The sequence below is a fragment of the Streptomyces sp. NPDC046203 genome, assembly GCF_040646255.1.
Taxonomy (GTDB): domain Bacteria; phylum Actinomycetota; class Actinomycetes; order Streptomycetales; family Streptomycetaceae; genus Streptomyces.
The window spans coordinates 1-20,990 of the sequence record NZ_JBEYZX010000071.1; the positions used below are offsets into that span (position 1 = coordinate 1).

19 protein-coding genes are annotated in these 20,990 nt (G+C 71.5%); 1 reads left to right on the top strand and 18 read right to left on the bottom strand.

Annotation, left to right across the window (positions count from 1 at the left end; genetic code table 11):
* Positions 1-212 precede the first annotated feature (212 nt).
* The 14 genes from ABZ990_RS29630 to pyrR all read right to left on the bottom strand — a co-directional run bounded on the left by ABZ990_RS29630 (position 213) and on the right by pyrR (position 16,771).
* Positions 213-1,937, bottom strand: coding sequence for a hypothetical protein (locus ABZ990_RS29630; RefSeq protein ID WP_361238175.1), 1,725 nt, complete (start codon positions 1,935-1,937; stop codon positions 213-215).
* Positions 1,938-2,145: 208 nt separating this feature from the next.
* Positions 2,146-3,354, bottom strand: coding sequence for a methionine adenosyltransferase (gene metK / locus ABZ990_RS29635; protein WP_361238178.1), 1,209 nt, complete (start codon positions 3,352-3,354; stop codon positions 2,146-2,148).
* Between the two features lie 272 nt (positions 3,355-3,626).
* Positions 3,627-4,841, bottom strand: coding sequence for a bifunctional phosphopantothenoylcysteine decarboxylase/phosphopantothenate--cysteine ligase CoaBC (gene coaBC / locus ABZ990_RS29640; protein ID WP_361238181.1), 1,215 nt, complete (start codon positions 4,839-4,841; stop codon positions 3,627-3,629).
* Positions 4,842-4,972: 131 nt separating this feature from the next.
* Complete coding sequence (rpoZ, locus tag ABZ990_RS29645; RefSeq protein WP_005319902.1) at positions 4,973-5,245, bottom strand: DNA-directed RNA polymerase subunit omega; 273 nt, start codon at positions 5,243-5,245, stop codon at positions 4,973-4,975.
* Between the two features lie 67 nt (positions 5,246-5,312).
* Positions 5,313-5,876, bottom strand: coding sequence for a guanylate kinase (gmk, locus tag ABZ990_RS29650; protein WP_361238185.1), 564 nt, complete (start codon positions 5,874-5,876; stop codon positions 5,313-5,315).
* A 72-nt stretch (positions 5,877-5,948) separates the two neighbouring features.
* Positions 5,949-6,272: an integration host factor gene (locus ABZ990_RS29655; RefSeq protein ID WP_359875331.1), complete on the bottom strand. Its 324-nt coding sequence runs from the start codon at positions 6,270-6,272 to the stop codon at positions 5,949-5,951.
* Positions 6,273-6,578: 306 nt separating this feature from the next.
* Positions 6,579-7,460, bottom strand: coding sequence for an orotidine-5'-phosphate decarboxylase (pyrF, locus tag ABZ990_RS29660; RefSeq protein WP_361238189.1), 882 nt, complete (start codon positions 7,458-7,460; stop codon positions 6,579-6,581).
* 23 nt (positions 7,461-7,483) lie between these two features.
* The gene (locus tag ABZ990_RS29665) at positions 7,484-8,599 is read right to left on the bottom strand and encodes a quinone-dependent dihydroorotate dehydrogenase (protein WP_361238192.1); all 1,116 of its coding nucleotides are present in this window, start codon (positions 8,597-8,599) and stop codon (positions 7,484-7,486) included.
* A gap of 120 nt (positions 8,600-8,719) precedes the next feature.
* A complete protein-coding gene (gene carB, locus ABZ990_RS29670) occupies positions 8,720-12,037 on the bottom strand; it encodes a carbamoyl-phosphate synthase large subunit (RefSeq protein ID WP_361238196.1) in 3,318 nt (1,105 codons plus the stop codon).
* The gene (gene carA, locus ABZ990_RS29675; RefSeq protein ID WP_361238199.1) at positions 12,030-13,172 is read right to left on the bottom strand and encodes a glutamine-hydrolyzing carbamoyl-phosphate synthase small subunit; all 1,143 of its coding nucleotides are present in this window, start codon (positions 13,170-13,172) and stop codon (positions 12,030-12,032) included. Before carA ends, carB begins: the two co-directional genes overlap by 8 nt.
* Positions 13,169-13,813, bottom strand: a complete 645-nt coding sequence (locus tag ABZ990_RS29680) for a hypothetical protein (RefSeq protein WP_361238202.1) — start codon at positions 13,811-13,813, stop codon at positions 13,169-13,171. The genes carA and ABZ990_RS29680 overlap by 4 nt, the downstream gene beginning before the upstream one ends.
* Positions 13,810-15,096: a dihydroorotase gene (locus ABZ990_RS29685; RefSeq protein WP_361238204.1), complete on the bottom strand. Its 1,287-nt coding sequence runs from the start codon at positions 15,094-15,096 to the stop codon at positions 13,810-13,812. The genes ABZ990_RS29680 and ABZ990_RS29685 overlap by 4 nt, the downstream gene beginning before the upstream one ends.
* An 8-nt stretch (positions 15,097-15,104) precedes the next feature.
* Positions 15,105-16,115, bottom strand: coding sequence for an aspartate carbamoyltransferase catalytic subunit (locus ABZ990_RS29690; protein WP_361238207.1), 1,011 nt, complete (start codon positions 16,113-16,115; stop codon positions 15,105-15,107).
* Positions 16,116-16,204: 89 nt separating this feature from the next.
* Positions 16,205-16,771, bottom strand: a complete 567-nt coding sequence (pyrR, locus tag ABZ990_RS29695; RefSeq protein ID WP_361238210.1) for a bifunctional pyr operon transcriptional regulator/uracil phosphoribosyltransferase PyrR — start codon at positions 16,769-16,771, stop codon at positions 16,205-16,207.
* A gap of 247 nt (positions 16,772-17,018) precedes the next feature.
* Here pyrR and bldD point away from each other — a divergent pair, with 247 nt between their 5' ends.
* Positions 17,019-17,519 carry a transcriptional regulator BldD gene (gene bldD / locus ABZ990_RS29700; protein WP_359875339.1) on the top strand — a complete coding sequence of 167 codons (501 nt, stop codon included), beginning with the start codon at positions 17,019-17,021 and terminating at the stop codon, positions 17,517-17,519.
* Between the two features lie 421 nt (positions 17,520-17,940).
* On the opposite strand, the gene nusB is transcribed toward bldD, so the two are convergent.
* From nusB to ABZ990_RS29720, 4 genes are all read right to left on the bottom strand, one after another.
* Complete coding sequence (gene nusB / locus ABZ990_RS29705; protein ID WP_361238213.1) at positions 17,941-18,378, bottom strand: transcription antitermination factor NusB; 438 nt, start codon at positions 18,376-18,378, stop codon at positions 17,941-17,943.
* A gap of 2 nt (positions 18,379-18,380) precedes the next feature.
* A complete protein-coding gene (gene efp, locus ABZ990_RS29710; RefSeq protein WP_361238214.1) occupies positions 18,381-18,947 on the bottom strand; it encodes an elongation factor P in 567 nt (188 codons plus the stop codon).
* Between the two features lie 48 nt (positions 18,948-18,995).
* Positions 18,996-20,099 (bottom strand): aminopeptidase P family protein, encoded by a 1,104-nt coding sequence (locus ABZ990_RS29715; protein WP_361238217.1) that lies wholly within the window; start codon positions 20,097-20,099, stop codon positions 18,996-18,998.
* A gap of 147 nt (positions 20,100-20,246) precedes the next feature.
* Positions 20,247-20,924 (bottom strand): AAA family ATPase, encoded by a 678-nt coding sequence (locus ABZ990_RS29720; protein ID WP_361238219.1) that lies wholly within the window; start codon positions 20,922-20,924, stop codon positions 20,247-20,249.
* Positions 20,925-20,990: the final 66 nt, after the last annotated feature.

Genomic DNA, 20,990 nt, shown 5'->3' on the forward strand with positions numbered 1-20,990 from the left:
GTCGGCGAGGTCGACGACCGGGGCGCCACCGTTGTCGCCGAGCGTCGAGCAGTCGTGCCACAACTCCAGGGAGCCCGGCGAGAAGCCGGCCGGTGAACGGCCCGCGACCACCGGACGGACGGCCGCCGGACGGACGAACATCGGACGGACGACCGCCGGCTCGGCTGCCCGGGTCGGCTGCCCGGCTCGGCTGCCCGGCTCAGTTGCCCCGCTCAGTTGCCCGGGTCGGTGCAGACCGTGGCGGTGCCGTCGGTCGCACAGGCACGGACCGAGGGACTCGGCTTGCCGGCCATGCCGGTGGCTCCGCTGGTGGTGCGCTCGGCGATCGTGCGGTAGACGCCGTCGGTGCCCTTGTCCTCGATCCAGATCCGCGCCCCGGCGCCGGCGGGCACGGTCCCGTCGGCCCAGGCGTAGACACCGGTACGGGACCAGCGCGGATCACCGGTCTTCAGGGCGACCGAGACGCCGCCGCTCAGGGTGACGCGCCGGCCCTCGGTGGGACCGGACCACCAGCTGGTGACCGTGGCCGGGTCGAGCCCGGTGCAGGGCTCGGCGCAGGGGCCGTCGGGACGCTGGATGTTGCTCGGCCGGAAGCCGCCTTCGCAGCCCCACTGCTTGCCGTCGTCGAAGCAGGCCCGGATCCGCCGCCTGCTGTCCCCGTTCTGGACGAACATCCCGGTGCGGCCGGTGGTGGCGCGGGAGGCCGCGGGGTGGCCGAGCGGGGTGAATGTGTCGCGTTCCTCGGTTCCCGCCTGGTCCTGGTACTCCAGCCAGGCGCGCGCCTTGGTGCTGTTCGGCGGCAGCTGGGCCTCGGCCCAGCGGTACTCGTGCTCGGGGTCCCAGGCGGGCCTGCCCGCGTAGACGGCGACCTTGCCGCCCTGGTAGGCCGAGACCACGGCGACCTCGTCCGGCTCGTGGCCCTCCAGCCAGGCGCCGACGGTGGAGGGGTCGACGCCCTCGCACGGCACCTGGGCGCAGGGCGCCTGGGTGGGCACGACGCCCGCGGTGCCGTCGTCGCTGGTGCAGTGTGTCTCGGTGCCGTCGGTGACGCAGGCCCGCACCTCGGCGGCGGTCGCGAAGGCGGAGGTACGGCCGGAGGTGGTGCGGCGGCCGCCGTCCCCGCCGAACGGGCCCCATACGTTGCCCCAGCGGCCCATGCCCCGGTACTGCTCCAGCCACATGCGGGAGCCGGGGGTGGGCAGGCCGCTCTCGGCCCAGGTGTACCGGTAGGGATACGAGCCGTAGGAGTACATGCCGTAGGCGCCCTGCCCGGTGACGATCTGGGCCCAGGCGCCACTGGCCAGCTGGACCTTCTTGGCCGGGTCGCGCACCGGACCGGTCGACCACGCGGTGATGATGTCCGGGTCGACTTCGTGGCAGTGGTCCCCGCACGGGGGAACCGGGGCGATCACCCGGCTGTTGCTGGTGGTGGCGACGCCGTAGCCGCCGGTGCAGCCCTGCTGGACGCCGTCGTCGACACAGGCCCGGACGAAGTCGCCCCCGTCGAACATGCCCGTGGTGCCCGAGACCGTGCGGAACGCCGCCGGGTGGTCGTTCAGGTCGGGTTCCACGCTCATGCCGTTGTCGACCATGTCGAACAGCCACGCCTTGACGCCCGGCTTCGCCGGCAGGACCACCTCCGCCCAGGCGTAGGTGGTGGAGCTGTCCCAGCTCGGCTTGCCCCGGTAGAGCTTCAGGCTCGCGCCGCTGTCCAGGGTGAACTGGTCGAGGATCTTGGGGGCCGTCCCCCAGGAGGTCACGGCGTTCGGGTCGGCGCCGTCACAGCCCCCGGAGGCGCATGGTCGGGGCTGCTCCGCCGCCTTGGCGGACGGCCCCGCGGCGGCGGCCGGCTGCGTGGCGACACCGGACAGCGCGATACCGAACACGGCCGTGGCGGCCGTCAGGAACCGTCGTAACTTGCCCTGCGCTCTTCTCATGTGTTCTCAGGACTCCGCATGGTGGGCTCTGGATGGTGGGCTCTGGATGGTGACGATCACCATCCAGCCGCACAGCCCTCTCGCTCCCCTCTCGGGGGCCTCCCTTCCGCCTCCACCAGGGCATACGCGCCGATCTCCATCCGGGCACGCACGCGCGAGGGCCCCGGACCGTCATGCGGTCCGGGGCCCTCGCGGGGGTGCTGGTGCCTTACAGGCCGGCGGCCTGCTTCAGGGCGTCCACGCGGTCCGTGCGCTCCCAGGTGAAGTCCGGCAGCTCGCGGCCGAAGTGGCCGTAGGCGGCGGTCTGGGCGTAGATCGGGCGGAGCAGGTCGAGGTCGCGGATGATCGCGGCCGGGCGGAGGTCGAAGACCTCGCCGATGGCGTGCTCGATCTTCTCGGTCTCGATGGTGTTCGTGCCGAAGGTCTCGACGAACAGACCCACCGGCTCGGCCTTGCCGATCGCGTACGCGACCTGGACCTCGCAGCGCGAGGCGAGGCCCGCGGCGACGACGTTCTTGGCGACCCAGCGCATGGCGTAGGCGGCCGAGCGGTCGACCTTCGACGGGTCCTTGCCGGAGAAGGCGCCGCCACCGTGACGGGCCATGCCGCCGTAGGTGTCGATGATGATCTTGCGGCCGGTGAGGCCGGCGTCGCCCATCGGGCCGCCGATCTCGAAGCGGCCGGTCGGGTTGACCAGCAGGCGGTAGCCGTCGGTGTCGAGCTTGATGCCGTCCTCGACGAGCTGCTTCAGCACGTGCTCGACGACGAACTCGCGGATGTCGGGCGCGAGCAGCGACTCGAGGTCGATGTCGGAGGCGTGCTGCGAGGAGACGACGACCGTGTCGAGACGGACGGCCTTGTCGCCGTCGTACTCGATGGTGACCTGGGTCTTGCCGTCGGGGCGCAGGTACGGGATGGTGCCGTTCTTGCGGACCTCGGTCAGGCGGCGCGACAGGCGGTGCGCGAGGTGGATCGGGAGCGGCATCAGCTCGGGGGTCTCGTCCGACGCGTAGCCGAACATCAGGCCCTGGTCGCCGGCGCCCTGCTTGTCGAGCTCGTCCTCGTCACCCTCGACGCGGGACTCGTAGGCGGTGTCGACGCCCTGCGCGATGTCCGCGGACTGCGAGCCGATGGAGACCGAGACGCCGCAGGAAGCGCCGTCGAAGCCCTTCTTCGAGGAGTCGTACCCGATCTCGAGGATCTTGCCGCGCACGAGGGTGGGGATGTCCGCCCATGCCTTCGTGGTGACCTCGCCGGCGACGTGCACCAGGCCGGTGGTGATCAGCGTCTCGACGGCGACACGGGAGGTGGGGTCCTCCTTGAGCAGCGCGTCGAGAATGGTGTCGCTGATCTGGTCAGCGATCTTGTCGGGGTGACCCTCGGTCACGGACTCCGAGGTGAACAGACGACGGGACACAACGCTCCCTGGGGTTGCAGCGGCTGCTGGCTACTCGATTCGCGGACCGGCAGGGGGCTGCGCCCCGCGACGTTCCGAGAACAGTCTATCGGGCAGGCTCCGCCAAGTGGCCAGGTCTGGGACGCGCCTCGGCGTGATCTATGCGGTATTCACCGGTGATCCATCCGGTTTTCAGTCCGGAAACCTCAACTTTTGTCCAGGTTTGTTGACTTTTGTTCCGAGGAGCCCCGAGGGGTGAGGTGGCGCTTTTCGTCTCACCCCTCGGACGGAATTCACCCGGACGCACCACGCAGACGCGGCACCACAAGGTCCCAGACCGTCTCCGCGAGGGCTTCCTTCGGTCCGTACGGCACGGGGGTCTCGGTGCCGTCGGCGGCGAGGACCACGGCCTCGTTCTCCTCCGAGCCGAAGGTCTTGCGCTCCCCCACCTCGTTGACGACGAGCAGATCGCAGCCCTTGCGCCGGAGCTTGACGCGCCCGTTGGCGAGCACGTCGTCCGTCTCGGCGGCGAAGCCCACGACGACCTGGCCCGGCAGGGCGCGCTCGGCGGAGATCTCCGCGAGGATGTCGGGGTTGCGGACCAGCTCGACGGTGGGCGCGCCGCCGTCGTCGGTCTTCTTGATCTTGCCGGTGGCGTACGCGGCCGGGCGGAAGTCGGCCACGGCCGCGGCCATCACCACCGCGTCGGCGTCGGCGGCGGCCTTGACCACGGCCTCGCGCAGCTGGACGGCGGTGCCGACGCGGACGATGTCCACGCCCGCCGGGTCGGGCAGTCCGGTGTCGGCCTCGATCAGGGTGACCCGGGCGCCCCGGGCGGCGGCGGCCCTGGCGAGGGCGTAGCCCTGCTTGCCGGAGGAACGGTTGCCCAGGTAGCGGACCGGGTCCAGGGGCTCGCGGGTGCCGCCGGCGCTGACCACGACATGGCGGCCGGCCAGGTCGGGAGCGGTGACCCCGCGCGCGAGCACCCGTCGGCAGACCTCGAAGATCTCGGTGGGGTCGGGCAGCCGGCCCTTGCCGGTGTCGACGCCGGTCAGCCGGCCGACGGCGGGCTCGATGACGACGGCGCCGCGGCGGCGCAGGGTGGCCACGTTCTCCTGGGTGGCCGGGTGCTCCCACATCTCGGTGTGCATGGCCGGGGCGAAGACGACCGGACAGCGGGCGGTGAGCAGGGTGTTGGTGAGCAGGTCGCCGGCGAGCCCGTGGGCCGCCTTGGCCAGCAGGTCGGCGGTGGCGGGGGCGACCACGACGAGATCCGCCTCCTGGCCGATGCGGACGTGCGGGACCTCGTGGACGGACTCCCAGACCTCGGTGGAGACGGGGTGGCCGGAGAGCGCGGACCAGGTGGCGGCGCCCACGAAGTGCAGAGCGGAATCGGTCGGTACGACCCGGACGTCGTGTCCGGACTCGGTGAGGCGGCGCAGCAGTTCGCACGCCTTGTAGGCGGCGATGCCGCCGCTCACGCCCAGGACCACCTTCGGCTTTGCCACGATGTGCCACTCCCCGCACTCGGATGCGTACGCGGACGCGTACGTACGTCTTCATGAGACACCACAGGCCCGGCGGTTGTTCCGCCGGGCCTGTGGTGACAGATTTCTCTGGTTTTCCGTGTAACGCCGCTCTACTGAGCCGGGCCCTCGATGGCCTCGGAGGTCAGCAGACCCGCGTTGATCTCGCGCAGGGCGATCGAGAGCGGCTTCTCGTGGACGTGGGTGTCGACGAGCGGACCGACGTACTCGAGCAGACCCTCGCCGAGCTGCGAGTAGTACGCGTTGATCTGACGCGCGCGCTTGGCGGCGTAGATCACGAGGCTGTACTTGGAGTCCGTCGCCTCGAGCAGCTCGTCGATCGGCGGGTTGATGATGCCCTCGGGCGCGGTGATGGAAGAGGACACGCTCTACCTTCCGAAGATGGGGTATCGATATCCGGTGTCGGATGGAAATCCGATGACGGACAAAAGATCAGACAACGTTCATCAACGTTAGCAGCTCACGCGCGACGTCCTCGACCGAGGTGTTGACGAGCGTGGTGTCGAACTCCGCCTCGGCGGCCAGTTCGATCTTGGCCGCCGCCAGCCGGCGCTCGATCACCTCGGGCGACTCGGTGCCGCGGCCGGTGAGCCGGCGGACCAGCTCGTCCCAGTCCGGCGGGGCCAGGAAGACCAGCTGGGCGTCGGCCATGGACTCCTTGACCTGCCGGGCGCCCTGGAGGTCGATCTCCAGGAGTACCGGCTCGCCGCCCTCCAGCCGGTCGAGGACCGCGCGGCGCGGGGTGCCGTAGCGGTTGCCCGCGAACTCGGCCCACTCCAGCAGCTCGCCGTTGGCGATCAGCTTGTCGAACTCGTCGTCCGTGACGAAGAAGTACTGGACACCGTGCTGCTCGCCGGGCCGGGGCTTCCGTGTCGTGGCCGACACCGAGAGCCAGACCTCGGGGTGGACCTTGCGCATATGCGCGACGACCGTGCTCTTCCCTACCCCAGAGGGCCCGGAGAGCACGGTCAGCCGCGGACGTACTTCTGCTGCCATGCAGCGATTATTCCAGGGCTTCACCCCCACTTGCGCCGGGGTGGAGCCCATATGTCGGATATGACCGAAAGGTCAGGCTCCGGTGCTGCCGAACTCGCGCTCCAGGGAGGCGATCTGGTTGGAGCCGAGACCGCGGACACGGCGGCTCTCGGAGATGCCGAGACGCTCCATGATCTGCTTGGCGCGGACCTTGCCCACGCCCGGCAGCGACTCGAGCAGCGCGGAGACCTTCATCTTGCCGATGACGTCGTTCTCCCGGCCCTGCTTGATGACCTCGTGCAGGGAGGCGCCGGAGTGCTTGAGTCGATTCTTGACCTCGGCCCGCTCCCGGCGAGCCGCGGCGGCCTTTTCGAGCGCGGCTGCGCGCTGTTCAGGGGTAAGGGGCGGAAGAGCCACGCCTACGTCACCTCGGATGTCGAACTGTCGGATACGGACCGGTGAGAAGCAGGGTGCCCCACACCAGTGGAGCAGCGAACGACACGGGGAGTGCCGATCGCCGACTCTGCCCCGGAGACTAGCGGCCGAGGCCGCTCCAGTCAGCGAGAACAGACGAAAAGTCCTGGTCAGCATCGACCGACCAGGACTTTCCGGGCATATCACCCCAGTTTTGGGGCAACCTTTGTCAAAGGTCGGGACGGCCGAGGACACACCGCCCCACCTGCGGATTGGCGCAAGAGGACCAAAAACGGCCGACCGGGCGGATCAGCCGCCGACGGCCGCGCGGATCTCGTTCGCGTAACGTTCCGCGGCGTCGCGCAGCGCTCCCGCGTCCGGACCGGCCTTGAGGACGCCCCGGCTGACGTTCGGGACGACGTTGCCCACCGCCGCGCCAAAGACCTTCGGCAGATCGGCCGGGGTCGCGCCCTGGGCGCCGATGCCGGGGGCCAGCAGCGGCCCGTTGATCCCGAGGTCGAAGGCGGACAGATCGCCGAGCGTCGCGCCCACGACCGCGCCGAAGGAGCCCATCGGGGTCTCCCCCGCGTTCTCCTCGGCCAGGTGCGCCAGCATCGTCGCGCCGATGGTCCGCCGCTCCGGGTCGTCGGCGCGCACGGCGCGCTGCACCTCGGCGCCCTCCGGGTTGGAGGTGAGGGCAAGCACGAACAGTCCGGCGCCGGAGGCGCGGGCCAGGTCGACGGCCGGCTTCAGCGAGCCGTAGCCCAGGTACGGGGAGACGGTCAGCGCGTCGGAGAAGAGCGGCGCGCCGGGGCGCAGGAATGCCTCCGCGTAGGCGGCCATGGTGGAGCCGATGTCGCCGCGCTTGGCGTCCATGACGACCAGGCCGCCCGCCGCCCGCAGATCGGCGGTGGCGCGCTCCAGGACGGCGACGCCGCGCGAGCCGAAGCGCTCGAAGAAGGCGGCCTGCGGCTTGAAGACGGCGACCGTGCCGGCCAGCGCCTCGACGACCGTGTACGTGAAGCGCTCCAGGCCCGCGATGTCGTCGGCCAGGCCCCAGGACTCCAGGAGGGCGGCGTGCGGGTCGATGCCGACGCACAGCGGACCGCGCTCGTCCATGGCACGGCGCAGCCGGGCGCCGAAGGGCTCCGGCGCGGCGTCCGTCGGGGCGGCGTCCGTCGGGGCGTCCATCGGTGCGTTCTTCGCTTCGTTCGTCACTTCGCGGCCTCTCGGGCTCGGGTGTCGGCGCCGACGGCCTCGGCGAGGGTGGCGTACGGGGAGGCGGCGAGCCGGGCGGCGAGCCCCCGGTGGATCGCGCGGGCGTAGAACGGCCCCTCGTAGATGAAGGCGCTGTAGCCCTGGATCAGGGTGGCGCCGGCGAGGATCCGCTGCCAGGCGTCCTCGGCGTTCTCGATGCCGCCGACGCCGACCAGGACGATCCGGTCGCCCACGCGCGCGTAGAGGCGGCGCAGCACCTCCAGGGAGCGCTGCTTGACGGGCGCGCCGGACAGTCCGCCGGTCTCCCGGACCAGGGCGGGGTCGGACTTCAGGCCGAGGCCGTCGCGGGCGATCGTGGTGTTGGTGGCGATGATGCCGTCCAGGCCCAGCTCCAGGGCGAGGTCGGCGACCGCGTCCACGTCCTCGTCGGCGAGGTCGGGGGCGATCTTCACCAGGAGCGGCACGCGGCGGCCGGCGACCGAGCGGTCGGCGGCCTCGCGCACGGCGGTGAGCAGCGGGCGCAGCGACTCGGTGGCCTGGAGGTTGCGCAGGCCGGGGGTGTTCGGCGAGGAGACGTTGACGACCAGGTAGTCGGCGTGCCGGGCGAGCCGCTCGGTGGACTTCACGTAGTCGGCGGCGGCGTCGGCCTCGGGCACGACCTTGGTCTTGCCGATGTTGACGCCGACGACCGTCTTGAAGACGGGCTCGCGGGCGGCCAGGCGGGCGGCGACGGCGGCGGAGCCCTCGTTGTTGAAGCCCATGCGGTTGATCAGGGCGCGGTCCGGGACCAGCCGGAAGAGCCGCTTCTTGGGGTTGCCGGGCTGGGCCTCGCCCGTCACCGTGCCGATCTCGACGTGGTCGAAGCCGAGCATGCTCATGCCGTCGATGGCGACGGCGTTCTTGTCGAAGCCGGCGGCGAGCCCGAAGGGGCCGTGCATCCGCAGGCCCAGGGCCTCGGTGCGCAGCGCCCGGTGGCGGGGGGCGAGGACGGCGGCGGCGAAGGTGCGCAGGACCGGGACGCGGGCGGCGAGCCGGATCCAGCGGAAGGCCAGGTGGTGGGCCTGCTCCGGGTCCATGCGCTTGAAGACCAGGTTGAAGAAGAGTTTGTACATCGTCCGGGGTGTCCCTCGTGCGGAGTGGGTGCTCGTGCGGAGTGCGCCCGGGCACGGTGGGCGCTCATGCCGAGGGGGACACCGCGGGTCGTTCCGGTGTCCCCCTCGTCGTGCGAACCGCTAGTCGCGGGCGGCGGTCAGCTTCTCCGCGTGCTCCTGGAGCGAGCTGACGCTCACGTCGCCCCGGCCGAGGGCGTCGATGCCCTGGACGGCCGCCGCGAGGGCCTGGACCGTGGTCAGGCACGGGACGGAGCGGGCCACCGCCGCCGTACGGATGTCGTAGCCGTCGAGGCGGCCGCCGGTGCCGTACGGGGTGTTGACGATCAGGTCGACCTGGCCGTCGTGGATGAGCTGGACGATGGTCTTCTCGCCGTCCGGGCCCTCGCCCTCGGACTGCTTGCGCACGACCGTGGCGTTGATGCCGTTGCGCTTGAGCACCTCGGCGGTGCCGGAGGTGGCCAGCAGCTCGAAGCCGTGGGCGACCAGCTCGCGGGCCGGGAAGATCATCGAGCGCTTGTCGCGGTTGGCGACCGAGATGAACGCGCGGCCCTTGGTGGGCAGCGGGCCGTAGGCGCCGGCCTGCGACTTGGCGTAGGCCGTGCCGAAGACCGAGTCGATGCCCATGACCTCGCCGGTGGAGCGCATCTCCGGGCCGAGGATGGTGTCGACGCCGCGGCCGTGGATGTCGCGGAAGCGGCTCCAGGGCAGCACGGCCTCCTTGACGGAGATCGGCGCGTCGAGCGGCAGGGTGCCGCCGTCGCCGTTCTTCGGCAGCAGGCCCTCGGCGCGCAGCTCGGCGATGGTGGCGCCGAGCGAGATGCGCGCGGCGGCCTTGGCGAGCGGCACCGCGGTCGCCTTCGAGGTGAAGGGGACGGTGCGCGAGGCGCGCGGGTTGGCTTCGAGGACGTAGAGGATGTCCCCGGCCATCGCGAACTGGATGTTGATCAGACCGCGGACGCCGACGCCCTTGGCGATGGCCTCGGTGGAGGCGCGCAGCCGCTTGATGTCGAAGCCGCCGAGGGTGATCGGGGGCAGCGCGCAGGCCGAGTCGCCGGAGTGGATGCCGGCTTCCTCGATGTGCTCCATGACGCCGCCGAGGTAGAGCTCGTGGCCGTCGTAGAGCGCGTCGACGTCGATCTCGATGGCGTCGTCGAGGAAGCGGTCGACGAGGACCGGGCGGGTCGGGGAGATCTCGGTCGACTCGGCGATGTACGACTCGAGGCGGGTCTCGTCGTAGACGATCTCCATGCCCCGGCCGCCGAGCACGTACGACGGGCGGACGAGGACCGGGTAGCCGATCTCGTCGGCGATGGCCTTGGCCCCGGCGAAGGTGGTGGCGGTGCCGTGCTTGGGGGCGGGCAGGCCCGCCTCGGCGAGCACGCGGCCGAAGGCGCCGCGGTCCTCGGCGGCGTGGATGGCCTCCGGCGGGGTGCCGACGACCGGCACGCCGTTGTCCTTGAGGGCCTGGGCGAGACCGAGCGGGGTCTGGCCGCCGAGCTGGACGACGACACCGGCGATCGGGCCGGCCTGGGCCTCGGCGTGGACGATCTCCAGGACGTCCTCCAGGGTGAGCGGCTCGAAGTAGAGCCGGTCGGAGGTGTCGTAGTCGGTGGAGACGGTCTCCGGGTTGCAGTTGACCATCACGGTCTCGAAGCCCGCGTCGCTGAGCGCGAAGGAGGCGTGGACACAGGAGTAGTCGAACTCGATGCCCTGGCCGATGCGGTTCGGGCCGGAGCCCAGGATGATCACCGCGGGCTTCTCGCGGGGCGCGACCTCGGTCTCCTCGTCGTAGGACGAGTAGAAGTACGGGGTCTTCGCGGCGAACTCGGCGGCGCAGGTGTCGACGGTCTTGTAGACCGGGCGGACGCCCAGCGCGTGCCGGACCTCGCGGACGACGTCCTCGCGCAGGCCGCGGATGCCGGCGATCTGGGCGTCGGAGAAGCCGTGCCGCTTGGCCTCGGCGAGCAGCTCGGGGTCGAGCTTCTCGGCCGCGGCGAGCTCGTCGGCGATCTCCTTGATCAGGAAGAGCTGGTCGACGAACCAGGGGTCGATCCGGGTGGCCTCGAAGACCTCCTCGGGCGTGGCGCCCGCGCGGATGGCCCGCATGACCGTGTTGATCCGGCCGTCGGTCGGGCGGACCGCCTCGCGCAGCAGCTCGTCCTTGTCGCCGAGGTCGCCGGGCTCGCCGGTGAAGTCGAACTGGCTGCCCTTCTTCTCCAGGGAGCGCAGGGCCTTCTGGAGCGCCTCGGTGAAGTTGCGGCCGATGGCCATGGCCTCGCCGACCGACTTCATCGTGGTGGTCAGCGAGGAGTCGGCGGACGGGAACTTCTCGAAGGCGAACCGCGGGGCCTTGACGACGACGTAGTCGAGGGTCGGCTCGAAGGAGGCCGGGGTCTTCTCGGTGATGTCGTTCGGGATCTCGTCCAGCGTGTAGCCGACGGCGAGCCGGGCGGCGATCTTGGCGATCGGGAAGCCGGTGGCCTTGGAGGCGAGCGCCGAGGAGCGGGAGACGCGCGGGTTCATCTCGATGACGATGATGCGGCCGTCGTCCGGGTTCACGGCGAACTGGATGTTGCAGCCGCCGGTGTCGACGCCGACCTCGCGGATGATCGCGATGCCGATGTCGCGCAGCCGCTGGTACTCGCGGTCGGTCAGGGTCATCGCCGGGGCGACGGTGATCGAGTCGCCGGTGTGGACGCCCATCGGGTCGAAGTTCTCGATGGAGCAGACGACCACGACGTTGTCGTTCTTGTCGCGCATCAGCTCCAGCTCGTACTCCTTCCAGCCGAGGATGGACTCCTCCAGGAGCACCTCGGTGGTCGGGGAGAGCGTGAGGCCCTGGCCGGCGATGCGGCGCAGCTCCTCCTCGTCGTGGGCGAAGCCGGAGCCGGCGCCGCCCATGGTGAAGGAGGGGCGGACGACGACGGGGTAGCCGCCGAGGGTGTCGACGCCCGCGAGGACCTCGTCCATGGTGTGGCAGATGACCGAGCGGGCGGACTCGCCGTAGCCGATCTTCGCCTTGACGGCCTCGACGACGCCCTTGAACAGGTCGCGGTCCTCGCCCTTGTGGATGGCCTCGACGTTGGCGCCGATCAGCTCGACGCCGTACTTCTCGAGGACGCCCTGCTCGTGCATGGAGATCGCGGTGTTGAGCGCGGTCTGGCCGCCGAGGGTGGGCAGCAGCGCGTCGGGGCGCTCCTTGGCGATGATCTTCTCGACGAACTCGGGGGTGATCGGCTCGACGTAGGTGGCGTCGGCGATCTCCGGGTCGGTCATGATCGTGGCCGGGTTGGAGTTGACCAGGATGACGCGCAGGCCCTCGGACTTGAGGACGCGGCAGGCCTGGGTGCCGGAGTAGTCGAACTCGGCGGCCTGTCCGATGACGATCGGGCCGGAGCCGATGACGAGGACGGACTGGATGTCGGTGCGCTTAGGCACGCTCGGCCTCCATGAGGGTCACGAAGCGGTCGAAGAGGTACGCGGCGTCGTGCGGGCCCGCGGCCGCCTCGGGGTGGTACTGGACGGAGAAGGCCGGCTGGTCGAGCAGCTGGAGGCCCTCCACGACGTTGTCGTTCAGGCACACGTGGGAGACCTCGGCGCGCCCGAAGGGGGTGTCGGAGACCTTGTCGAGGGGCGCGTCGACGGCGAAGCCGTGGTTGTGCGCGGTGACCTCGACCTTGCCGGTGGTGCGGTCCTGGACGGGCTGGTTGATGCCCCGGTGGCCGTACTTCAGCTTGTAGGTGCCGAAGCCGAGGGCGCGGCCGAGGATCTGGTTGCCGAAGCAGATGCCGAAGAGCGGGGTCTTGCGGCTCAGGACCTCGCGCATGACGGCGACGGGGCCGTCGGCGGTGGCCGGGTCGCCCGGGCCGTTGGAGAAGAAGACACCGTCGGGGGCGACGGCGTAGACGTCCTCGGCGGTGGCGGTGGCGGGCAGCACGTGCACCTCGATGCCGCGCTCGGCCATCCGGTGCGGGGTCATGCCCTTGATGCCGAGGTCGACGGCGGCGACGGTGAACTTCTTCTCACCGATCGCGGGGACGACGTACGTCTCCTTGGTGGCGACCTCGGCGGAGAGGTCGGCGCCCGTCATCTCGGGCTGCTGGCGGACCTCGGCCAGCAGGGTGCCCTCGTCCGGCAGCGCGCTGCCGGAGAAGATGCCGACGCGCATGGCGCCGCGCTCGCGCAGGTGGCGGGTGAGGGCGCGGGTGTCGATGCCCTGGATGCCGACGACGCCCTGGGTGCGCAGCTCCTCGTCGAGGGAGCGCTGGGCGCGCCAGTTGGAGGAGACGCGGGCGGGGTCGCGGACGACGTAGCCGGCCACCCAGATACGCGAGGACTCGGGGTCCTCGTCGTTCACGCCGGTGTTGCCGACGTGCGGGGCGGTCATGACGACGACCTGGCGGTGGTACGACGGGTCGGTGAGGGTCTCCTGGTAACCGGTCATGCCGGTGGAGAACACGGCCTCGCCGAAGGTCTCCCCCACGGCCCCGTAGGCACGGCCGCGGAAGATGCGGCCGTCCTCCAGGACGAGTACGGCGGGAACCCTGTCGGTTCCCCGGGTGGAGGTCGTCATCGTGCGGTGCCTTCCGTCGTGCTTGCGTGGTGGTTCGGATTCTGCGTGCTCATGGAGGTGATCGCCTCGACCCAGGCGGCGTGCTCGGCCGCGCGGTCGGAGCGGAAGCCGGAGTCGAGCTCCTTGCCGCCGTGCTCCCAGGTCACGATCAGCAGGCCGCCCTCGGTGAGGACCTTGCCGGCGATGCCCTTGTCGAGGCGGGCTTCGCGCAGGGCGGCGGCCGGGATGAAGAAGTCGTTCGCCCCGGGGCGCACGACGGCGATCCCGGTGTCGTCGAGGGTCAGCTCGGCGCGGCTGCGCAGGCCCAGGCCGTGGGCGACGATGCGGTCGAGCCAGTGTCCGGCGGTGGTGGAGCCGTGGTAGCGGCCGTGCAGCGTGAGCTGTGCCCTGCCGCCGTCACCGCCGCCGTCACCGGCCTCGCCGACCGGGTCGGCCGTCCGGTCCGGGATCCCGGGCAGGGGCGGGAGGTCGGACTGGAGGCTGCCGCGCCACTTCCACCCCTGGCGCATCAGCCAGTAGACGAAGGTGATGAAGAGCAGCAGTCCGACGACCCAGCCGAGCCGTCCGGCCCAGTCGGTGACCTCGGCCGATTTCGGTTCGGCGGCCGCCAGGATGGCGGCTGCCGGGAGTACGTGTGTCACGCCAGCTTCCCGTCGACGAGCGTTGCGCGGCCCCGCAGGAACGTGTGGGTGACGCGTCCCGGCAGCTCACGGCCCTCGTAGGGGGTGTTGCGGCTGCGCGAGGCGAAGTCGGCGGGGTCCACTTCACCACGGTATGCCGGATCGATCAGAGTCAGGTTGGCGGGCTCACCCACCGAGACGGGCCGGCCGTGCCCGGCGGCCCGGCCGATGCGGGCGGGCGCGAAGGACATCCGGTCGGCGACGCCGGCCCAGTCGAGCAGTCCGGTCTCGACCATCGTCTGCTGGACCACGGACAGGGCGGTCTCCAGGCCCACCATGCCCATGGCGGCGGCGGCCCACTCGCAGTCCTTGTCCTCGTGCGGGTGCGGGGCGTGGTCGGTGGCGACGATGTCGATCGTGCCGTCGGCCAGGGCCTCGCGCAGCGCCATGACGTCGCGCTCGGTGCGCAGCGGCGGGTTGACCTTGTAGACCGGGTTGTACGTGCGGACCAGCTCGTCGGTGAGGAGGAGGTGGTGCGGGGTGACCTCGGCGGTGACGTCGATGCCGCGGGACTTGGCCCAGCGGACGATCTCGACGGAGCCGGCGGTCGACAGGTGGCAGATGTGGACGCGGGAGCCGACGTGCTCGGCGAGCAGCACGTCGCGGGCGATGATCGACTCCTCGGCGACGGCCGGCCAGCCGCCGAGACCCAGCTCGGCGGAGACGATGCCCTCGTTCATCTGGGCGCCCTCGGTGAGGCGGGGCTCCTGGGCGTGCTGGGCGACGACGCCGCCGAACGCCTTCACGTACTCCAGGGCGCGGCGCATGATCACGGCGTCGTGGACGCACTTGCCGTCGTCGGAGAAGACCGTGACGCCGGCGGCGGAGTCGTGCATGGCGCCCAGCTCGGCGAGCTTCTCGCCCTCCAGGCCGACGGTGACGGCGCCGATGGGCTGCACGTCGCAGTAGCCGGCTTCCTTGCCGAGGCGGTAGACCTGCTCGACGACGCCCGCGCTGTCGGCCACCGGGTGGGTGTTGGCCATGGCGAAGACGGCCGTGTAGCCGCCGGAGGCGGCGGCGCGGGTGCCGGTGAGGACGGTCTCGGAGTCCTCGCGGCCGGGCTCGCGCAGATGGGTGTGCAGGTCGACCAGGCCGGGCAGCAGAATCCGGCCCTCGGCCTCCACCACCTGGGCGCCGCCGGCCGCCAGGTCCGTACCGATCTCGGCGATGATCTCGCCGTCGATCAGGACGTCCCGCACCTCGCCGCCGAGCACCTTCGCACCACGGATCAGGATCTTGCTCATGGGGGGTCTCAGCTCTCTTCGGTGGTACGGGGGGAGGCGGGGGTGGCGGGGGCGGCGGGGGCGGCCGGGGCCGCGAACTCGGCGCCGCCGAGCAGCAGGTAGAGGACGGCCATTCGGGTGGAGACGCCGTTGGCGACCTGCTCGACGACCGTGCAGCGGTCGGAGTCGGCGACCTCGGCGGTGATCTCCATGCCGCGGACCATGGGGCCGGGGTGCATGACGATGGCGTGCTCGGGCATCATCGCCATCCGCCGGCCGTCGAGGCCGTAGCGGCGCGAGTACTCCCGCTCGGTGGGGAAGAAGGCCGCGTTCATCCGTTCGCGCTGCACCCGCAGCATCATCACCGCGTCGGACTTCGCCAGCACCCGGTCGAGGTCGTAGGAGATCTCGCAGGGCCAGGTCTCGGCGCCGACGGGGAGCAGGGTGGGCGGGGCCACCAGGGTGACCTCGGCGCCGAGGGTGTGCAGCAGGTCGACGTTGGAGCGGGCGACCCGGCTGTGCAGGACGTCGCCGACCAGGGTGATCCGCTTGCCTTCGAGGTCCCGGCCGAGTCCGGTGTCGCGGCCGACCAGGCGGCGGCGCATGGTGAAGGCGTCGAGCAGGGCCTGGGTGGGGTGCTGGTGGGTGCCGTCGCCGGCGTTGATGACGGGGGCGTCGATCCAGCCGGAGGTGGCCAGGCGGTACGGGGCGCCGGAGGCGCCGTGCCGGATGACGACGGCGTCGACGCCCATCGCCTCCAGGGTCTGGGCGGTGTCCTTGAGGGATTCGCCCTTGGAGACGCTGGAGCCCTTCGCGGCGAAGTTGATCACGTCCGCGGACAGCCGCTTCTCGGCGGCCTCGAAGGAGATCCGGGTCCGGGTGGAGTCCTCGAAGAACAGGTTGCAGACGGTGCGACCGCGCAGGGTCGGAAGCTTCTTGATGGGCCGGTCGGCGACCCGGGCCATCTCCTCGGCGGTGTCGAGGATCAGGACGGCGTCGTCGCGGGTGAGGTCGGCGGCCGAGATGAGGTGACGCATCATCGGGGTGTGACTCCGTGGTGGGGAGAGTGCGGGCGTACGGGCGCAGGGCTGTGCCCCGGACCCGTCGGGGGGGAGGGCCGGTCCTTCGGTCAGGAAGCGGGGCGGCTGCCGAGCAGGACGGTGTCGCGACCGTCTTCCTCGGCGAGCAGGACCTTGACCGTCTCCCGCAGCGACGTGGGGAGGTTCTTGCCGACGTAGTCGGCGCGGATGGGCAGCTCGCGGTGGCCCCGGTCGACGAGGACGGCGAGCTGCACGGCGCGGGGGCGGCCGATGTCGCCGAGGGCGTCGAGGGCGGCGCGGATGGTGCGGCCGGAGAAGAGGACGTCGTCGACGAGGACGACGAGGCGGCCGTCGATGCCGTCGCCGGGGATCTCGGTGCGGCCGATGGCGCGGGCCGGCTTCAGCCGCAGGTCGTCCCGGTACATGGTGATGTCGAGGGAGCCGACCGGGATCTTGGTGCCGGTGATGGTCTCGAGCTTGTCGGCGAGCCGGCGGGCGAGATGGACGCCGCGGGTCGGGATGCCGAGGAGGACCACGTCGTCGGCGCCCTTGGCGCGCTCGACGATCTCGTGGGCGATACGGGTCGTGACCCGTGCGATGTCGGGGGCCTCGAGAACGGGCCGCGCCGCATCGGCGTACTGCTGCTGGGTGTCCATGGGAAACGGACCTCCTTCTCCGCCTCACGGGACGGACCTTAAAGGACGTCGGATTTGCGCCATTCACTCTACCAGGGGCGGACAGTGCCCCTTCGCACCACCCGTGCGGCGCTCCGGGCGCCGTCCCTCGGAAGGGGCCGGTATGGACCATTCGGCTTGACGGAAGAGCGTCACGCTGCGTAACCTCACAGTGAGTTACCAGCCGCGAGCGGCACTGCCGCCCGTCGTCTCAGCGTCCGGGAGCGTTATGTCAAGCGAGTACGCAAAGCAGCTCGGGGCCAAACTGCGTGCGATCCGCACCCAGCAGGGCCTTTCCCTCCACGGCGTGGAGGAAAAGTCCCAGGGCCGCTGGAAGGCGGTCGTGGTCGGTTCCTACGAGCGCGGCGACCGCGCCGTGACCGTGCAGCGTCTGGCCGAGCTGGCCGACTTCTACGGGGTTCCGGTGCAGGAGCTGCTGCCGGGCACCACGCCCGGCGGGGCCGCCGAGCCGCCGCCGAAGCTGGTCCTGGACCTGGAGCGGCTCGCGCACGTCCCCGCGGAGAAGGCCGGCCCCCTCCAGCGCTACGCCGCGACCATCCAGTCGCAGCGCGGCGACTACAACGGCAAGGTGCTGTCGATCCGCCAGGACGACCTGCGCACCCTCGCCGTGATCTACGACCAGTCCCCCTCGGTCCTCACCGAGCAGCTGATCAGCTGGGGCGTCCTCGACGCGGAAGCGCGTCGCGCGGTCGCCCACGAGGAGAACTGACCCGTACGGTCGGTCGGCCTTTCGGGGCCACCTCGCGCAGAAACGTGCCGCCGGGCCGTGGGAGTCATCCGACTCCCATGGTCCGGCGTTTCGTTTTTCCGGGGCCTTGCGGTGTTCCCGGGCCTGCCAGGCCTGCCCGGGGACGGCGCCGAGCCCCTTCCTGGGCACTGATCCGGCCCTGAGAGGCTCTGGCACCCCGAAGACTTCCCCGGGCGCTCCTGAAGCCCTCCCCAAGGCTTTCTGAGCCATCAGGGGCTTCTTGGGGCTCCTGATGGCTCCCTGGGACTCACGAGGTCTCTCCAGGGAGCTCCCGGGGCCGCCCTGTCCGTCCCCGGGAACGCCGAAGGGGCCCGCAGCACCCTAAAAGTGCTGCGGGCCCCTCTCGGCTGCCCTGACGGACGTACGACGCCGGGGGCAGAGCCTAGGCGTCCGCGTCCCGGCGCAGCCGCGGCTTCAGGTCCTTGAAGCGCGCGAGCAGGCCGTTGACGAAGGCCGGGGAGTCGTCCGTGGAGAACTCCTTGGCGAGCTGCACCGCCTCGTCGATCGCCACGGCGTCCGGCGTGCCGTCCTCCCAGATCAGCTCGTACGCCGCGAGGCGCACGATGTTCCGGTCGGTGGCCGGCATCCGGTCGAGATCCCAGTCCACCGCGTAGGTCGCGATGAGCTCGTCGATCCGGGCCACGTGGTTCGCGTAGCCCTCGACCAGCTGCATGGTGAAGTCGCCGACCGCCGGCTGGCGCTCGTCCGACCGGTGCAGCCGGACCTGGTCCGCGAGGACCTCATGGACCGAGGTGCCGCGCTGGTCGGCCTCGAACACGATCTGGAAGGCCCGCTTGCGGGCCTTGCTCCGGGCAGCCACGGTTAGCTGTTCACCCGGCCGAGGTAGTCGCTGGTGCGGGTGTCGACCTTGACCTTCTCGCCGGTGGTGACGAAGAGCGGGACCTGGATCTCGTGGCCGGTCTCCAGCGTGGCGGGCTTGGTGCCACCGGTGGAGCGGTCGCCCTGGACGCCCGGGTCGGTGTGCTGGATCGTCAGCACGACGGCGGCGGGCAGCTCGACGTAGAGCACCTCGCCATCGTGCTGCGCGACCGAGGCGGTGAAGCCCTCGACGAGGAAGTTGGCGGCGTCGCCGACGGACTTGCGGTCGACGTGCAGCTGGTCGAACGTCTGCTCGTCCATGAAGACGAAGTAGTCGCCGTCCATGTAGGAGAACTGCATGTCGCGGCGGTCGATGGTGGCCGTGTCGACCTTCACGCCCGCGTTGAAGGTCTTGTCGACGACCTTGCCCGACATGACGTTCTTGAGCTTGGTGCGCACGAAGGCCGGGCCCTTGCCGGGCTTGACGTGCTGGAACTCGACGACGGACCAGAGCTGGCCGCCTTCGAGCTTGAGCACCATGCCGTTCTTGAGGTCGTTCGTGGAAGCCACGGTTGCGGAATCTCCTGGACTGACGTGGACCAAAAGCGTGGCCCGCGCCTACAGCGCGAGCAGCTCCTTGGTCGTGATGGTGAGTAGCTCGGGTCCGCCGTCCGCCTCCTGGCGCACGACGAGCGTGTCATCGATCCGGACTCCGCCCCGGCCCGGGAGGTGGACCCCCGGTTCGACGGTGACCGGCACACAAGCGTCCAGTTTACCCATGGCCGCGGGTGCGAGCTGCGGGTCCTCGTCGATTTCCAGGCCCACCCCGTGCCCGGTGGGGGCCGCGGAGGCGTCCTGATGGCCCGCCGCGACGAGCACCTGCCGGGCCGCCCGGTCCACGTCCCGGTACGCGGCGCCGGGGGCGAGAGCCTGCCGGCCGGCCCGCTGAGCGGCGAAGACGAGCTCGTACAGTTCGATTTGCCAGTCGGCCGGGGTGGTCCCGATGACGAAAGTCCGGCCGATCTCGCAACGATAGCCGTGGTAGCTGGCGCCCAGGCAGACGGAGAGAAAATCTCCTTCCTCGACACGGCGGTCGGTGGGCTTGTGACCGGCCAGACCGGAGTTCGGGCCGGTGGCGACGGAGGTGGGGAACGCGGGGCCGTCGGCGCCGTGGTCGACCAGCCGGCGTTCCAGTTCCAGGGCGAGATGCCGTTCGGTCCGGCCGACCAGGATCGACTCCAGGAGTTCGCCGAGGGCCTGGTCGGCGATCTCGGCGGCGATCCGCAGGGAGCCGATCTCCTCCTCGTCCTTGACGATCCGCAGCTGTTCGACCGCCGAGGAGAGATCCGCGAGGCGCAGTCCGGGCGCGGCGGCGCCCATGGCCCGGTGCCGGGCCACGGTCAGATGGTGTTCCTCGACGGCGAGGGCGTCGGCACCGGCCGTCCGGGCGAGGCCGACGGCGACGACCGCCGGATCGGCGCCGTCGGTGGGCGGCAGGCGGTACAGGGCCTCGTCGAGGCGCCCGTCGGCCGGATCGGGACCCGGCGCGGCCGGGCAGAGCAGCACGTCCTCGCCGGGGCCGATCAGCAGGACGGAGCCGGCGGGCGACCCGCCCGCGAGATAGCGGACGTTGGCGGGGCGGGAGACCAGGGCGGCCGGGCTGCCCGCGGCCACGCAGCGGTCGCGCAGCCGGGTCCGGCGTTCCGCATACACCTCTGACATGGTCCGAGCGTACGAGCGGCACGACGCCCCGGCCTGTTGGGCGCCGCCGACCGGGCCCCGCGCGGGACCGGCGCAGCACCTGTACGGGGCCGGAGCCGGGTGTGGCGGCCGGGGTGCGGGCGATCGGCCCCTACGGCCCCGGGCGGGTCAGGCCGTCGGGTGCTGGCCGGAAATCGCGCGGGCGAGGACGTCGTCCAGGACGCGGGCGGTGGTCTCCACGTCGTACGTCGAGTTGTCGATGATCGGCAGCCCGGAGCCGTACCAGCCGGCCATGCGGCCGTGGATCGCGGCGACCTCCTCGTCGGAGAGCCGCCGGTTGCCGCTGCGCTCGGCGTTGCGCTCCAGGACGACGTCGAGGCCGGGCAGCAGGACCACGGGCAGCAGACCGGGGCCGACATGGCGCTTCCAGCCGCCGAGGCCGACGACCGGCCAGTCCGGGAAGACGGCGTCGTCGAGGATGCAGGAGATCCCGTTGGCGAGGAAGTTGCGGGCGGCGAAGCCGCAGGTGCGGCGGGCGAGCCGGTACTGGGCCTCGGAGTGCTCGTTCCAGCCCGACTGGGGGTCGGCGAAGCCGGAGCAGACCCATTCGCGGACGTCGTCGAGGCTGATGTGGGCGGTCGGGACGCGCCGGCGGGTGGCCCAGTGGCGGGCCACGGTGGTCTTTCCGGCGCCGGCCGGGCCGATGAGCAGAACGGCGATGGTGGCGGTGCCGGTGCCGCCCGTCGCCGGGGGCGGCAGCGTGAGGTGTCCGGTGGCCTGGCCGCTCGCGGCCCACGCACCGGGCGGAACCGCCGGGGCGGGCGCCGCCGAGGGAGCCGGGGGCACGGGAGGTGCGGGCGGGTGCGGCGCGGCCGGCGGACCTTGCGGGGCCGGGGCGGGACCCGCGGCCGG